A 15,144-nucleotide genomic window follows, 5' to 3' on the forward strand; every position below is an offset into this window, starting at 1 on the left:
ACGACCCGAGCGAGTGCATGGATAGTGACCCTGGCGGGGGGAGGGAGTTTCACTGCGTGATCTGGCCACTATTGGTCGTGGGATCTGTCGCAGCAGCGCTTGCTCGCGATAAGGCTGGACGCAATCCAAAGTAAACCGCGTAGTCGTCATCGCGAGCAAGCTCTGCTCCCACAGAAGCGCGCGCGACCATTACCCTTGCAGGCCGACATAGAATGTTCCACATGAAGGCCGCGTTTGACTGCAAATGGCCTATCCTGTCGCCCATCTTCAAGGAGAAACCAATGCTTAAAATCTGGGGCCGGAAAAACTCTTCCAATGTGCGCAAGGCACTCTGGATCGCCGAAGAGCTGGGCCTGCAATACGAAGCGCTCGACGCGGGCGGGGCGTTCGGGCTGGTGGATGGCGCTGAATATCGGGCAAAGAACCCAAACGGCCGAATCCCGATGATCGAAGATGGCGACTTCGTGCTCTGGGAATCCAACGCCATCGTGCGCTACCTCGCGGCCCGTCATGCATCTGGCTCAGCGTTGTACCCCACCGATGTGCAGCAACGTGCAGCTGCGGACAAATGGATGGACTGGACCACGTCGACTTTTGCCGGTCCGTTTCGCGATGTGTTCTGGGGCGTACTGCGCACCCCGGCCGAGCAGCAGGATTGGGTGCAGATCAACGGTGCGATCAAAACCTTGCAGGGGCTGTTGATCGTTGTCGATGAGGCGCTACAGAAACAGCCTTACTTGTCCGGAGCTGAGTTCGGCATGGGCGACATCCCGCTGGGCAGCTTTATTTACGCCTGGTTCGAAATGCCGATTGAACGACCCGCCATGCCACACCTCGAAAGCTGGTACGCACGGTTGAAAGCACGGCCGGCGTATCAGGCAGCGGTCATGACCGCGCTGACTTGATGCGTGCCGTTGATAGGCACTATCAATAGATCACGCTGTACTTGAGCGGCTCGGCCAAGCACCATTGCGGTGCTGGCCAGAGTTGTAATCAGGTGTGTCAGCCCTCATCTCTATTCTCTATTTCTTCACTGGTAATTTTTTCGATATGAGTTCTGCTCTATCCATCCGGCAGCTAACCAAAACCTACGGCAACGGTTTCCAGGCCCTGAGTGGTATCGATCTGGACGTCGCTGAAGGTGATTTTTTTGCCTTGCTTGGCCCTAACGGCGCGGGCAAATCCACCACCATCGGCATCATCTCGACCCTGGTCAACAAGACCAGTGGCACGGTGAATATCTTTGGCCATGACCTGGACCGCGAGCCCGCGGCGCTCAAGCGCTGCATTGGCGTGGTGCCTCAGGAATTCAATTTCAATCAGTTCGAAAAGGCCTTCGACATCGTCGTGACCCAGGCGGGTTACTACGGCATCCCACCGAAGATCGCCAAAGAACGCGCCGAGCAGTACCTGACCCAGTTGGGATTGTGGGACAAGCGCGATGTGCCTTCACGATCATTGTCCGGTGGTATGAAGCGACGTCTGATGATCGCCCGCGCGTTGATCCATCAGCCTCGTCTGCTGATCCTCGACGAGCCGACTGCAGGTGTTGATATCGAGCTGCGTCGCTCCATGTGGTCATTCCTCACTGAGCTGAACGAGCAGGGCACTACCATCATTCTGACCACGCACTACCTGGAAGAGGCCGAGCAGCTGTGCCGTAACATCGGCATCATCGACCACGGTGTGATCGTGGAAAACACGGGCATGAAGCAACTGCTCAACAAGATGACGGTGGAAACCTTTTTGCTGGACCTCAAGCATGAACACAAGGTTGCGCCGCAGTTGACAGGCTATCCAAATACGCTGATTGACAGCCATACCCTGGAAGTCCAGGTCGACAAGACCGTTGGCATCACCGCGCTGTTCAGCCAATTGGCCGCGCAGAATATCGAAGTGCTGAGCCTGCGCAACAAAACCAATCGCCTTGAGGAGTTGTTCGTGTCTCTGGTGGAAAAAAATCTGGCGAAGGTAGCGGTATGAGCCACGAAACGAGTTCCGAGCTACGCCCCAACCTTATTGCCTTGAATACCATTGTCTATCGCGAGGTGCGCAGGTTCATGCGCATCTGGCCGCAAACCTTGCTGCCGCCAGCGATTACCATGGTCCTGTATTTCGTGATCTTCGGTAACCTGATCGGTCGGCAGATCGGCGACATGGGCGGCTTCACCTACATGCAATACATCGTGCCGGGTCTGATCATGATGTCGGTGATCACCAACTCGTACGGCAACGTGGTATCGAGTTTCTTTGGTGCCAAGTTCCAGCGTTCGGTGGAAGAACTGATGGTTTCGCCGGTCTCGCCTCACACCATATTGATCGGCTACGTGCTGGGCGGTGTGCTGCGTGGTCTGGCGGTGGGCGTTATCGTGACGATCTTGTCGATGTTCTTCACTGATCTGCAGGTTCACCACTTGGGCGTGACCATTGTGGTGGTGTTGCTGACTGCAACGATCTTCTCGCTGCTGGGCTTTATCAACGCAGTATTTGCACGTAACTTCGACGATATCTCGATCATCCCGACCTTCGTACTGACTCCGCTGACGTACCTGGGCGGTGTGTTCTATTCCATCAGCTTGCTGCCACCGTTCTGGCAAACCGTGTCGCTGGCCAACCCGGTTCTGCACATGGTCAACGCCTTCCGTTACGGCATTCTGGGGGTTTCTGATATCCGTATCAGTATTGCCCTGGCATTCATGGTGATTGCGACCATCGTGCTGTATGTCGGTTGTGCGCGGTTGCTGGTGAGTGGGCGCGGGATGCGCTCTTAATAGACTCGGGATTGAAGCATTTTTTTTGTGGGAGCAGACCAAGTTCTGCTCCCACAGGGTATGCACTGTTCCAAGGTAATGTGAAAACACCATGCTGGTAATCTCCAATAACGTGCATCTCCCCGATGCAGAAATCGAATTGACTGCCATCCGTGCCCAGGGTGCGGGTGGGCAGAACGTCAATAAGGTTTCCAGTGCGGTGCACCTGCGTTTCGACATCAACGCTTCATCGCTGCCGCCTTTTTACAAGGAGCGGTTGCTGGCGTTGCGTGACAGCCGGATCACCAGTGAAGGCGTGCTCGTGCTCAAGGCGCAGCAGTATCGCACTCAGGAACAGAACCGTGCTGACGCGCTGGAGCGTTTGACCGAGCTGATCGTCAACGCTGCCAAGGTCGAGAAGAAGCGTCGCCCGACCAAGCCGACGTTGGGCTCAAAGACCCGCCGCCTTGAGTCCAAGACCAAGCGCGGTTCGATCAAGGCAGGTCGCGGCAAAGTCGACTTCTGATCAGGCGTTCTGTAGGCGCGCCGCTTTGGCCTGCTTGTACAGCCAGACGCTCAGCGCCAAACCGCTGAGCGAGGCGAGGGCCGCAAACAGGAAGATCGAGGCAAAGCCGAAGCCTGCCGCAACCGCACCGGCCACCGGACCGGTGATCCCCAGCGACAAGTCGATGAATAGCGAGTAAGCGCCCACTGCTGCACCGCGGCTGGAGGCAGGCACCAGATTCACCGCTTCGACGCCCAGTGCCGGGAACACCAGCGAGAAACCAAAACCGGTCAACGCCGCGCCAGCCAAGGCCAGCTCTGGGGACGGCGCCATCCACAGCAACAGCAAGCCGAGACTTTCGACGCTCAGGCAGCCGATCGCCACTTTGAAACCGCCAATCCGGTTGATCATGTTGCCGAACAACAGCCGCGCCCCGATGAACGACGCACCGAACAGGCTCAGGCACAACACTGCGTTTGGCCAGTTATGGCTGTTGTAATAAAGGGTAATGAACGTTGCGATGGTGCCGAAACCGATAGAACCCAGCGCCAGGCCCATGCCATGCGGGAAGACTTTACCGAGCACATGAATGAACGGCATGCGCTCGCCATGGACGATCGGCACGGCTTCTTTATTCCAGGCCAGTTTCAACCCGAGCAGGGCGAGCAGGATTATGCTCACGCCCATGCTCCATAGCCCAAGCGTGCTGACCAGCATTACCCCCAGCGGTGCGCCGATGGCCAGCGCGCCGTAACTGGCGATGCCATTCCAGGAAATCACTTTGGCGGTGTTCTGCGAGCCAACGCGGCCAATGCCCCAGCCTATCGACCCGGAACCCACCAGACTCTCTGCACTGCCCAGCACCAGTCGACCGAAGAACAGGCTGACCAGGCTGATCACGGGCCACGCCTGCAGCCAGCTCGACAGCAGCATGAACACACCACTCAATCCGCAACCGGCCAGGCCAAACAGCACCGCTTTCTTGGGCCCGAGATTATCAATGATGCGTCCGGCATACGGGCGGCTGAGCAGGGTTGCCAGGTATTGCACGCTGATCACCAGCCCCGCAGTCACCGCGCCAAAACCCAGGTCGGTGTGAACGTACCCCGGCAATACCGCCAGCGGGATACCGACGTTCAGGTAACCGATGAAGGTGAACATGACGATGGAGACGACTTGCAGAGTGACTGCCATTGGGCGTTGCGAATCACTGCGTGGTGTATCAGGCATGGGTAAGCGGTCCACTGTAACGGCGGGGGAATCAAACGGGGCTGCAGGTCGAGTCGAACCTTAGCAAGCTAACCAAGTGCTCAATGATAGCGGCGAACGGACGCTGGACTGGAGGCCTGGTTAAAAAAATTTACCGCGAGGGTATGCGGTCAAGAGGGGGCAGAGGCTTACTTAGGCTGTTCAGGTGCAACCAGTTGGGTCGTTACCAGCGCGGCGAGAGCGTTTTCCTGATTACCGAAACGGTCGAGCAGGGCCTGCTTCTTTTCCGGGCTCAACTGTGCCCAGATTTTGATCATCAGTTCGGCAGTGCCGATCAGGGTATTGGCTTGTGCTTCGTTGAAGTCTTTCATGTGCAGCCTGTGGTCATCGGCAATCAGACGTATGAAAACACAGCAAGGCTGGTTTCCGATACGTCTGAAAAATCACCCTCAGTCTTCGCTGGAGGCTTGCTGGCCTTGTTCGGCCTGTAGACCGGCTTTCATGTCGACCGGTTGACCGAGTTCCAGCTGAGCCAGTGTCGATTGCTCAGGCTCTTTCTGGCCAGGGGGAAAGTTAGGAATTTCATGCATTTCAATGCTCCTTGCACAAGTTTTTTAGTTGCTGGGCAGAACCAGTGCTTCTAAAAAGCTTGGGCAGGATACAGCAGAGATAATGACAAACAGACTTTTATCTCGACCGTTGGTCATGTGCGGAAACAAAAACCGGATTTTATTGTCCTGCGTCATGGCGAGTATTTCAGGCCGACAGGTCATCAACTCGCCGACTTGATTTGCAATGCAATCTTGTGGGAGCAGAGCTTGCCCGCGATGCATGAGATGCAGGCAGACGACATACCGCGTTATTGTTTATCGTCGGAATGCCGCCCAGACCCAGCCCAGTTCCCACAGGTATTGATGTCAGCCTGAGAAATTTTATTTACGCCCCTCAGCGCTTTTCGCCACCTCATCAGTACGCGCCGCCATGATGAAGTCGTTGCGGTGCAGGCCTTTGATCGAGTGGCTCCACCAAGTCACGGTCACTTTGCCCCATTCGGTCAGCAGGCCTGGGTGATGCCCCTCTGCTTCGGCTATTTCACCCACCGCATTGGTAAACGCCAGGGCGAATTTGAAATTTTTGAACAGGTAGATTTTTTCCAGCTGCATCACGCCGTCGCGGACCTCGATGTTCCAGTCCGGAATCTGCATCAACAACTCTGGCAGTTCGGCCTCGCTGACCTGCGGAGCGTTGGCGCTGCAGGCCTCGCAGCTGGCTTGGGATAGTTGGGTCATAAATAGGTTTCCTGTTCAGGCCGCTTGGGTAGCGGATGGATTTTTAGGTGGGAATTTCGGTGCATGCAGCCCTAGCTGCATGGCTTGCTCGACCATACCCATGATGTCTTCCTGAGCGAGATCGAACAGCCGCTTCAAGTCGGGCAACACAAAATACAAGGGTTGCAGAATATCGATCCGGTAAGGCGTGCGCATCGCCTCCACTGGACTGAACGCTTGATGCTCCGGCGCCGTCGAGAGGCTGTAGACCGCTTCTTTAGGCGAGGAGAGAATCCCTCCGCCATAGATTTTGCGCCCTTGCGGCGTATCAACCAGCCCGAATTCAATGGTCATCCAGTAGAGGCGGGCCAGGTAGACGCGCTGTTCTTTGCTGGCGCTGAGGCCGAGCTTGCCATAGGTGTGAGTGAATTCGGCAAACCAGGGGTTGGTCAGCAGCGGGCAGTGACCGAAGATTTCGTGAAAGATGTCCGGCTCTTGCAGGTAGTCCAGTTCTTCCTGGCTGCGAATAAACGTCGCCACGGGAAACTGCTTGTTTGCCAGCAGCTCGAAAAAAGTCTGGAACGGGATCAGTGCCGGAACTCGTGCCACTTGCCAGCCGGTGGCCGTGCCCAGAACGCGGTTGATGTCCGCCAGTTGCGGGATGCGCTCATGGGGTAGGGACAGTTGCTCGATGCCGTCCAGGTATTCCTGACAGGCGCGTCCCTCAATCACCTTCATCTGGCGAGTGATCAAGGTGTTCCAGACCTCATGCTCGGCGTCGGGGTAGTCGATGACCCCATGGGCGTCGGGTTCGCGTGCCACGTATTTCGTATGGCTCATGCAGCTCTCCTTGGGGTTCTTTTTATTGGGTTTGTTGCGAACGCCCAGAGTCATGAATAGCGCGTTTCAGGCTTTCTGAATGCCAGCGCTTCGCTTCGAGTAGGTGGATAAAGCTGCCATCTCGTAAAGAAATCTTTACGAGATGGCAGAAACCCTGATTATCTTGTCGTCAGCCGGGGGTTTTTAGCTTCAGCGCTGTCACGAATTCTTGACGCGAAACTTCGGCTCATCACAAAAATAACAACAGCCACAGGATTCATCCGCCATGCGCATCAAAGTGCACTGCCAGAACCGCATCGGTATGACTCGCGATATTCTCGAACTGCTGGCGTCTTATGGCGTCAACGTCGCCAGGGGCGAGGTGGGCGGGGAGCACGGCGACGCGATCTATCTGCACTGCCCGAACCTGATCAATCTGCAATTCCAGTCTTTGCGCCCGCGCTTCGAAGCCATTGCCGGCGTATTTGGCGTCAAGCGTGTGGGGCTAATGCCCAGTGAGCGGCGGCATATGGAGTTGGACGCATTGCTTGGCGCGCTGGAGTTTCCGGTGTTATCCATCGACATGGGCGGCTCGATTGTTGCGGCTAACAGGGCCGCCGCTCAGTTACTGGGCGTGCGCGTGGATGAAGTGCCGGGTATTGCGTTGTCACGTTATGCACAAGACCTCGATGTGCCCGAACTGATCCGCAGTAACAAGTCTCGGATCAATGGCCTGCGAGTGACCATTCGTGGTGATGCGTTTCTTGCGGACATCGCGCCCTTGCAGTCCCTCCATGACGACAGTGAAGCAATGGCCGGGGCGGTATTGACCCTGCATCGTGCTGATCGGGTCGGTGAGCAGATCTATCAAGTGCGCAAGGAAGAACTGCGCGGTTTCGACAGTATTTTCCAAAGCTCCCGAGTCATGGTCGCGGTGGTGCGTGAAGCCCGACGCATGGCGCCGCTGGATGCACCCTTATTGATTGAAGGTGAGACGGGCACCGGCAAGGAACTGCTGGCCCGAGCCTGCCACCTCGCCAGCCCGCGTGGGCAGTCGCCGTTGATGGCGATGAACTGCTCGGGTCTGTCTGATGCCATGGCCGAGACCGAGTTGTTCGGTTATGGCCCCGGCGCGTTCGACGGGGCGCGAGCTGAGGGCAAGCTGGGTCTGTTGGAGCTGACAGCTGGCGGCACGCTGTTTCTCGACAGTGTGGGTGAACTCAGTTTGCGCATGCAGGCCCGGCTGCTGCGGTTTCTGCAGGACGGGTGCTTCCGACGCGTTGGCAGTGACGAGGATGTTTTTCTCGATGTGCGAGTCATGTGTTCAACCCAGAATGATTTGTCTGAGCTTTGCGCGAAAGGTGAGTTTCGCGAGGACCTCTACCATCGCCTCAACGTCCTGACCCTGCACATCCCGCCGTTGCGTGAATGCCTGGATGGTCTCGGGCCGCTGGTGGAGCATTTTCTGGATCAGGCCAGCCGTCAGATCGGTTGCCCATTACCCAACATTGCAACTGCCGCTCTGGAGCGTCTGAGTCATTACCAATGGCCCGGCAACGTTCGGCAGTTGGAAAATGTGCTGTTCCAGGCTGTTTCGTTGTGCGAGGGCGGGACGGTAAAAGCCGAACACATTCGCTTGCCGGATTACGGGGTGCGCGATCCATTGGCAGAGTTTTCCATCGAAGGTGGGTTGGAAGAGATAGTCGGACGTTTTGAAAAGGCGGTATTGCAGCGCCTTTATTCTGAGTATCCCAGCAGTCGGCAACTTGGAAAGCGCTTGGGTGTTTCCCATACAACGGTGGCTAACAAGTTGCGGGACTATGGGTTAAGCAGTTCCAGCAAACCGGATGATAAATGTCGGTAGGAGCGAACTTGTTCGCGAGATATTGGCATATCAGCAAATGTTTACCTGATACGCCGTCTCGCCAACAAGTTGCCTCCTACCCATAATTGCCTGACGGATGTCACTCAACTATTACTGCAGCCGTTACCCATGACCTGATAGCCCATCACATGCTGCTGGCCTTTGGAGTCTTCATAGGTCATGCGCATTGGCACTACCTTGCAGACATCAGGAATGGCGGTGATGGAGATGACTTTGGCGATGTCAGGGTGGCTGCCGTAGGTGTATTGCTCGACGCGAGCTTGTTGGGCAGCAACTTTTGCTCCGGATTCTTCAGCCATTGCAAATGTGCTGAAACCACAGAGTGCCAGAACCAACAGTGAAACTTTCATTTCTGCTTTACCTTCTTGAGTTCGAAAGGGGGCACATCGCCCTTTTAGAGCGATGTGTGAAGCTTGTATCAGAGGATAATTAACTCGCCGTGGGGGGCTGTCAGTTATTAATCATGTGCCTTGTTGGGCGAAGTCGATTCTATGCTCGTCACCTAACTTCATATAGAAACAGTTTTGATAAACACTGTTGAGCGAATTGGCAACAATCCCTGAGCGGTCCGGGCCAGAGCCTTTTGACCGTGTGCAGGCTTGAAGATGGGTGCATTTTCAATCGCCTCTACGGCTCGCGACCGGTAAACGGTAAGACCATCGTCGAATGGTCCCGGCGCCGACAGGCGGATACAACAGGGGCATAAAACAACAACTATCCACCGAGGTAACCAAGATGAGTGCAGCTTCCCTGTACCCCGTCCGCCCAGAAGTCGCAGCGAGCACGCTGACCGATGAGGCGACCTACAAGGCCATGTACCAGCAGTCGGTGGTCAATCCCGATGGCTTCTGGCGTGAACAAGCTCAGCGTCTGGACTGGATCAAACCTTTTACCTCGGTCAAGCAGACCTCTTTCGATGACCACCGTGTCGATATCAAATGGTTTGCCGATGGCACTTTGAACGTTGCCTATAACTGCCTGGATCGCCATCTTGAAGAGCGCGGCGACACCCTCGCAATCATCTGGGAAGGTGACGATCCTTCCGAAAGCCGCAATATTACTTACCGCGAGCTGCATGCCGAAGTCTGCAAGTTCGCCAACGCCTTGCGCGGTCAGGATGTACACCGTGGCGACGTGGTGACTATCTATATGCCGATGATCCCCGAGGCCGTGGTCGCCATGCTGGCCTGTGCCCGCATCGGTGCGATTCACTCGGTGGTGTTCGGCGGTTTCTCTCCCGAAGCGCTGGCTGGCCGCATCATCGACTGCAAATCCAAAGTGGTGATCACCGCTGACGAAGGTCTGCGCGGCGGCAAAAAAACTGCCATGAAAGCCAACGTTGACCGGGCACTGACCAACCCGGAAACCGCCAGCGTACAGAAAGTCATCGTCTGCAAACGCACCGGTGGCGACATCGAATGGAACCGTCACCGCGACATCTGGTACCACTCGCTGCTGGAAGTGGCTTCCGAGACCTGCGCACCGAAAGAAATGGGTGCTGAAGAGTCGCTGTTCATTCTTTACACCTCTGGCTCGACCGGCAAGCCGAAAGGCGTGCTGCACACCACAGGCGGTTATCTGCTGTATGCCGCGCTGACCCACGAGCGTGTGTTCGACTACAAGCCGGGTGAAATCTACTGGTGCACCGCCGACGTCGGCTGGGTGACAGGCCACAGCTATATCGTCTACGGCCCGCTGGCCAACGGCGCGACCACGCTGTTGTTCGAAGGCGTACCGAACTATCCGGACATCACTCGCCTGTCGAAGATCATCGACAAACACAAGGTCAACATCCTCTACACAGCACCGACTGCGATTCGCGCAATGATGGCCGAAGGCACCAAGTCGGTTGAAGGCGCTGACGGCTCAAGCCTGCGCCTGCTGGGTTCGGTGGGCGAGCCGATCAACCCGGAAGCCTGGAACTGGTACTACAACACTATCGGTAATAAAAACTGCCCGATTGTTGATACCTGGTGGCAGACCGAGACGGGCGGCATCCTGATCAGCCCGCTGCCGGGTGCCACTGCCCTCAAGCCGGGCTCGGCAACGCGTCCGTTCTTCGGCGTGATCCCGGCCTTGGTGGATAACCTTGGCAACCTGATCGAGGGGGCTGCCGAAGGTAACCTGGTGATCCTCGATTCATGGCCTGGGCAATCGCGCTCGCTGTACGGCGATCACGACCGGTTCGTCGACACCTACTTCAAGACCTTCCGCGGCATGTACTTCACGGGTGACGGTGCGCGTCGTGACGAAGATGGTTACTACTGGATCACCGGTCGCGTGGATGACGTGCTTAACGTTTCCGGCCACCGCATGGGCACGGCTGAAATCGAAAGCGCGATGGTCGCTCACCCGAAAGTCGCCGAAGCCGCAGTGGTCGGTGTGCCGCATGATTTGAAAGGGCAGGGCATCTACGTCTATGTGACGCTCAATGGTGGCGAAGTCCCGGACGAGGCGCTGCGGATCGAGCTGCGTAACTGGGTCCGTAAAGAGATCGGCCCGATTGCTTCACCGGACGTCATCCAGTGGGCGCCGGGTCTGCCCAAGACCCGCTCCGGGAAAATCATGCGCCGCATCCTGCGCAAGATCGCCACCGGTGAATACGATTCGCTGGGTGATATTTCGACCCTCGCAGATCCAAGCGTTGTGCAGCATTTGATCGACACGCACAAGACCATGAGCGTGGCTTGATAGTCAGCGCTTGAAAGAGCCCCATCCGGTGTGAGCCGGGTGGGGCTTTTTTACCAAATCAAAACCGCAGCGCTCATATCGCGAGCAAGCTCGGCTCCCACGTGAGAGTGCGATTTCATGTGAGAGCCGAGCTTGCTCGCGATAAGGGCAGCACAAAAACCTCAGGCTCCACGAAATCTCAGCTTCATCCAACCAGGATATATATCGATCTGTTACCCATCCCACTGCTCCGGTAACGCCACTCTCGCTTATGAGGCATTGCGCCTCATTTCTGTAGGAACTCACTACACAAATGCCTGGCAGTTAAACATGCGGCAATGCCACCCTTGCCGTATTACAAGGCTTTGCCAATAATGGGCGCGCATTTTGCTGTAATCACTGGTTGTTCTTTTCGATGCCTTGGCATAACCGGTTTTGGTTGTCAATGTGAATGTCGCGATTTTCAGCGCATCTGTAACTAGTTGTCGCATTGAAGAAATATCGACTTCGTGTGTCCCGTTAAAATGCCGCTCACTCGCCGCAGGCTTGCAGGTCCGGATACCGGTCCCAGCCGCCAGGCGTCTACCTCCAATAGTCCTCTTCGCATCCTGGGCTTTCGCTCACGCTGCCATTTGTCGTGTTTTACCGACGGAGTCCTGACAATGAAAAAGCTCATGCTGCTTGGCGCGATGGCGCTGACCGTTCTGGCGCAGCCAGTGTTCGCAGACGAAAAGCCTCTGAAAATCGGTATCGAAGCGGCGTACCCTCCGTTTGCTTCCAAGGCGCCGGACGGCAGCATCGTTGGTTTCGACTACGATATCGGCAACGCGCTGTGTGCTGAGATGAAGGTCAAGTGCACGTGGGTCGAGCAAGAGTTCGATGGCCTGATCCCTGCGCTGAAAGTACGCAAGATCGACGCAATCCTGTCTTCCATGTCCATCACCGAAGACCGCAAGAAGTCTGTCGACTTCACTGATCGCTACTACAGCACTCAGGCGCGTCTGGTCATGAAGGAAGGCACGACCATCAGCGACAGCCTGGATGAACTCAAAGGCAAGAAGATCGGCGTGCAACGTGGAACGATCCACGATACTTTCGCCAAAAAAGTATTTGAGCCGAAGGGCGCCGAGATCAAGTCCTACAGCTCGCAGAACGAAATCTACCTGGACATCAAGGCGGGTCGTCTGGACGGCACCGTTGCGGACGCGACCCTGTTGCAGGATGGTTTCCTGAAAACCGATTCGGGCAAGGGCTATGCTTTTGCCGGTCCGGCGTTCACCGATCCGACCTATTTCGGTGACGGCATCGGTATCGCTGTTCGCAAAGGCGACAAGGCCAACGTTGATCGTATCAACGCCGCCATCGCTGCAATTCGCGCTAACGGCGAATACAAGAAAATTCAGGACAAGTACTTCGATTTCGACGTTTACGGCAAGTAAACCTGTCGTCTGAATGGCGCAGCCAGAAGCCGTTATAGGGTTCGCGGCTAGCGCCATTTTTTACACCCATGAGGACCGCATAACATGTTGAATGGCTACGGGGCTGTCATCCTCGAGGGCGCAGGGCTGACGCTGCAACTGGCCCTGTCGTCGATGGCACTGGCAATCGTCCTGGGCCTGATTGGTGTGTCGTTGCGTTTGTCGCCGGTGCGCTGGCTGGCCTGGCTGGGTGATGTGTATTCCACCGTGATTCGCGGGATTCCCGATCTGGTCCTGATTCTGCTGATTTTCTATGGCGGTCAGGGTGCGCTGAACACCATTGCGCCAATGCTCGGTCATGATGATTACATCGACCTGAGCCCGTTGGCTGCCGGTATTGGTACCTTGGGTTTCATCTTCGGTGCGTATCTGTCGGAAACCTTTCGCGGGGCATTCATGGCCATTCCAAAAGGGCAGGCCGAAGCAGGCCTTGCTTACGGGATGAGCCATTCCAAAGTGTTTTTCAGAATTCTGGTGCCGCAGATGGTTCGCCTGGCGATCCCTGGCTTCACCAACAACTGGCTGGTACTGACCAAGGCGACTGCGCTGATTTCGCTGGTCGGTCTGCAGGACATGATGTTTCTGGCCAAGCAGGCAGGCGACGCTACCAGTCAGCCTTTCACGTTCTTCCTCGCAGTGGCCGCGATTTATCTGCTGATTACCAGCGTCTCGCTGTTGGCCCTGCGTCTTATTGAAAAGCGTTACTCCGTTGGAGTAAGGGCGGCTGACCTGTGATTTTTGATTACAACGTCATCTGGGACAGTCTGCCGCTGTATTTCTCCGGCCTGTTGACTACCCTTGAGTTGCTCGGCATCGCCCTGGCGTTCGGCCTGTTGGCGGCGTTGCCATTGGGCCTGATGCGGGTGTCGAAAAAGCCTTGGGTGAACCTGCCTGCCTGGCTCTATACCTATGTGATCCGTGGCACGCCGATGCTCGTGCAGCTCTATCTGATCTACTACGGGCTCGCGCAATTTGCCGTTGTGCGCGAGAGCTTCATGTGGCCGTGGCTATCCAGTGCGACCTTTTGCGCCTGCCTGGCGTTTGCGATCAATACCAGCGCTTACACCGCCGAAATCATTGCTGGCAGCCTCAAGGCTACGCCTGCGGGCGAGATTGAAGCGGCGCGTGCCATGGGCATGTCCAGGACCAAAATGTATCGTCGTATCCTGCTGCCCTCGGCCTTGCGTCGGGCGTTGCCGCAGTACAGCAACGAAGTGATCATGATGTTGCAGACTACCAGTCTCGCCTCCAGCGTGACCCTGGTCGACATCACCGGTGCGGCCCGCGCGGTCAACTCCGAAAGCTTTTTGCCCTTCGAGGCGTTTATCACCGCAGGCGTGTTCTACCTGTGCCTGACATTCATCCTGGTGCGCCTGTTCAAGCTGGCTGAACGCCGCTGGCTGGGCTACCTCGCACCCCGGAAGGCCTGACATGCAAAGAACCGATCATGTATTGCCGTGGAGTACCCTCGGCACCGAGCGCCAACTGAGCGTGTTTCGCTTCGGCAGCGGCGAGCGCAAAGCCTACATCCAGGCCAGCCTCCACGCTGATGAGTTGCCGGGGATGCGCACCGCCTGGGAGCTGAAGAAACGTTTGGCTGAGCTGGAGGAGCAGGGCGCACTCAAGGGTGTTATCGAACTGGTTCCGGTCGCTAACCCGATTGGTTTGGGCCAATTGCTGCAAGGCGCGCATCAAGGGCGCTTCGAGTTCGGCAGTGGCAAAAACTTCAATCGCGATTTCTCCGAACTGAGCGAGCCGGTGGCCGAGTTGCTTGAGGGGCAGTTGGGCGATGATCCGCACAGCAATGTGCAGTTGATCCGCAAGGCGATGACCACGGTGCTGGCAAATCTGCCTCCAGCAGAGAGTGAGCTGCGCGGCATGCAGCGGATTCTGCTGAGTCACGCGTGCGTTGCCGATGTGGTGCTCGACCTGCATTGCGATGCTGACGCTGCATTGCACCTGTACGCCTTGCCGCAGCACTGGCCGCAATGGCGCTCGCTGACGGCGCATTTGAATGTGCAAGTGGCCTTGTTGGCAGAAGACTCCGGCGGCAGCTCTTTCGACGAAGCCTGCTCATTGCCGTGGTTGCGTCTGTCACGGATTTTCCCTGACGCGCAGATCCCTCTGGCGTGTCTGGCAACCACCATTGAGTTGGGCGGCCAGGCCGATACCGGCAAACCTCAGGCTGAAGCACATGCCGAGGGCATCCTGGCATTCCTTGCCGAGCAAGGCTTCATCAGTGGTGACTGGCCGCAGGCTGCCCACGAAGAATGCGAAGGCATGCCGTTCGAAGGCACAGAGTTGTTGTTTGCACCGCACCCGGGTGTTGTGAGTTTCCTGCGCGAAGCGGGAGCCTGGGTCGAAGTGGGGGATCCGCTGTTTGAGGTGATTGATCCGCTGTCTGACCGGGTCAGCACCGTTTGCTCGAATACCGCCGGGGTGTTGTTTGCCATCGAGCGGTTGCGTTACGCCCAGCCGGGTTTCTGGCTGGCCAAGGTGGCAGGTCGTACTGCCCGACGTCAGGGTCGCTTGCTCAATGACTGACCCATTTGTGAGAACT

At 56.8% G+C, this 15,144-nt stretch carries 16 protein-coding genes; 10 read left to right on the forward strand and 6 right to left on the reverse strand.

The window, feature by feature from the left end:
• Positions 1-281 precede the first annotated feature (281 nt).
• The 4 genes from ABRP31_RS07450 to arfB all read left to right on the forward strand — a co-directional run bounded on the left by ABRP31_RS07450 (position 282) and on the right by arfB (position 3,276).
• Entirely contained in the window at positions 282-905 is a 624-nt protein-coding gene (locus ABRP31_RS07450; RefSeq protein WP_349971804.1) for a glutathione S-transferase, read from the forward strand.
• Positions 906-1,050: 145 nt separating this feature from the next.
• A complete protein-coding gene (locus tag ABRP31_RS07455; RefSeq protein WP_349971805.1) occupies positions 1,051-1,983 on the forward strand; it encodes an ABC transporter ATP-binding protein in 933 nt (310 codons plus the stop codon).
• Positions 1,980-2,771 carry an ABC transporter permease gene (locus ABRP31_RS07460; RefSeq protein ID WP_087273863.1) on the forward strand — a complete coding sequence of 264 codons (792 nt, stop codon included), beginning with the start codon at positions 1,980-1,982 and terminating at the stop codon, positions 2,769-2,771. Before ABRP31_RS07455 ends, ABRP31_RS07460 begins: the two co-directional genes overlap by 4 nt.
• A 91-nt stretch (positions 2,772-2,862) precedes the next feature.
• Positions 2,863-3,276, forward strand: coding sequence for an alternative ribosome rescue aminoacyl-tRNA hydrolase ArfB (gene arfB, locus ABRP31_RS07465; protein ID WP_027898123.1), 414 nt, complete (start codon positions 2,863-2,865; stop codon positions 3,274-3,276).
• Here arfB and ABRP31_RS07470 read toward each other — a convergent pair whose 3' ends face one another.
• The 5 genes from ABRP31_RS07470 to phhA form a co-directional block, all read right to left on the reverse strand.
• Positions 3,277-4,485 (reverse strand): MFS transporter, encoded by a 1,209-nt coding sequence (locus ABRP31_RS07470; RefSeq protein WP_349971806.1) that lies wholly within the window; start codon positions 4,483-4,485, stop codon positions 3,277-3,279.
• A gap of 167 nt (positions 4,486-4,652) precedes the next feature.
• Entirely contained in the window at positions 4,653-4,835 is a 183-nt protein-coding gene (locus ABRP31_RS07475) for a hypothetical protein (RefSeq protein ID WP_087273866.1), read from the reverse strand.
• A 78-nt stretch (positions 4,836-4,913) separates the two neighbouring features.
• Positions 4,914-5,054, reverse strand: coding sequence for a hypothetical protein (locus tag ABRP31_RS07480; protein ID WP_167384395.1), 141 nt, complete (start codon positions 5,052-5,054; stop codon positions 4,914-4,916).
• 342 nt (positions 5,055-5,396) lie between these two features.
• A complete protein-coding gene (locus tag ABRP31_RS07485) occupies positions 5,397-5,753 on the reverse strand; it encodes a 4a-hydroxytetrahydrobiopterin dehydratase (protein WP_087273868.1) in 357 nt (118 codons plus the stop codon).
• 15 nt (positions 5,754-5,768) lie between these two features.
• Positions 5,769-6,572 carry a phenylalanine 4-monooxygenase gene (phhA, locus tag ABRP31_RS07490; RefSeq protein WP_349971807.1) on the reverse strand — a complete coding sequence of 268 codons (804 nt, stop codon included), beginning with the start codon at positions 6,570-6,572 and terminating at the stop codon, positions 5,769-5,771.
• Between the two features lie 265 nt (positions 6,573-6,837).
• On the opposite strand from phhA, the gene ABRP31_RS07495 reads away from it, so the two are divergent.
• Positions 6,838-8,415: a sigma-54-dependent transcriptional regulator gene (locus ABRP31_RS07495; RefSeq protein WP_349971808.1), complete on the forward strand. Its 1,578-nt coding sequence runs from the start codon at positions 6,838-6,840 to the stop codon at positions 8,413-8,415.
• 104 nt (positions 8,416-8,519) lie between these two features.
• On the opposite strand, the gene ABRP31_RS07500 is transcribed toward ABRP31_RS07495, so the two are convergent.
• Positions 8,520-8,786 carry a DUF2790 domain-containing protein gene (locus tag ABRP31_RS07500; RefSeq protein WP_087273874.1) on the reverse strand — a complete coding sequence of 89 codons (267 nt, stop codon included), beginning with the start codon at positions 8,784-8,786 and terminating at the stop codon, positions 8,520-8,522.
• 385 nt (positions 8,787-9,171) lie between these two features.
• Here ABRP31_RS07500 and acs point away from each other — a divergent pair, with 385 nt between their 5' ends.
• The 5 genes from acs to ABRP31_RS07525 all read left to right on the forward strand — a co-directional run bounded on the left by acs (position 9,172) and on the right by ABRP31_RS07525 (position 15,128).
• Entirely contained in the window at positions 9,172-11,127 is a 1,956-nt protein-coding gene (gene acs / locus ABRP31_RS07505) for an acetate--CoA ligase (RefSeq protein WP_087273876.1), read from the forward strand.
• A gap of 641 nt (positions 11,128-11,768) precedes the next feature.
• Positions 11,769-12,545: an ABC transporter substrate-binding protein gene (locus ABRP31_RS07510; protein WP_087273878.1), complete on the forward strand. Its 777-nt coding sequence runs from the start codon at positions 11,769-11,771 to the stop codon at positions 12,543-12,545.
• Between the two features lie 84 nt (positions 12,546-12,629).
• The gene (locus ABRP31_RS07515; RefSeq protein WP_087273880.1) at positions 12,630-13,319 is read left to right on the forward strand and encodes an ABC transporter permease; all 690 of its coding nucleotides are present in this window, start codon (positions 12,630-12,632) and stop codon (positions 13,317-13,319) included.
• A complete protein-coding gene (locus tag ABRP31_RS07520) occupies positions 13,316-14,014 on the forward strand; it encodes an ABC transporter permease (RefSeq protein WP_349971809.1) in 699 nt (232 codons plus the stop codon). Before ABRP31_RS07515 ends, ABRP31_RS07520 begins: the two co-directional genes overlap by 4 nt.
• A 1-nt stretch (position 14,015) precedes the next feature.
• Complete coding sequence (locus ABRP31_RS07525; protein WP_349971810.1) at positions 14,016-15,128, forward strand: succinylglutamate desuccinylase/aspartoacylase family protein; 1,113 nt, start codon at positions 14,016-14,018, stop codon at positions 15,126-15,128.
• Positions 15,129-15,144: the final 16 nt, after the last annotated feature.

Source organism: Pseudomonas caspiana, assembly GCF_040224095.2.
Lineage (GTDB): Bacteria > Pseudomonadota > Gammaproteobacteria > Pseudomonadales > Pseudomonadaceae > Aquipseudomonas > Aquipseudomonas caspiana.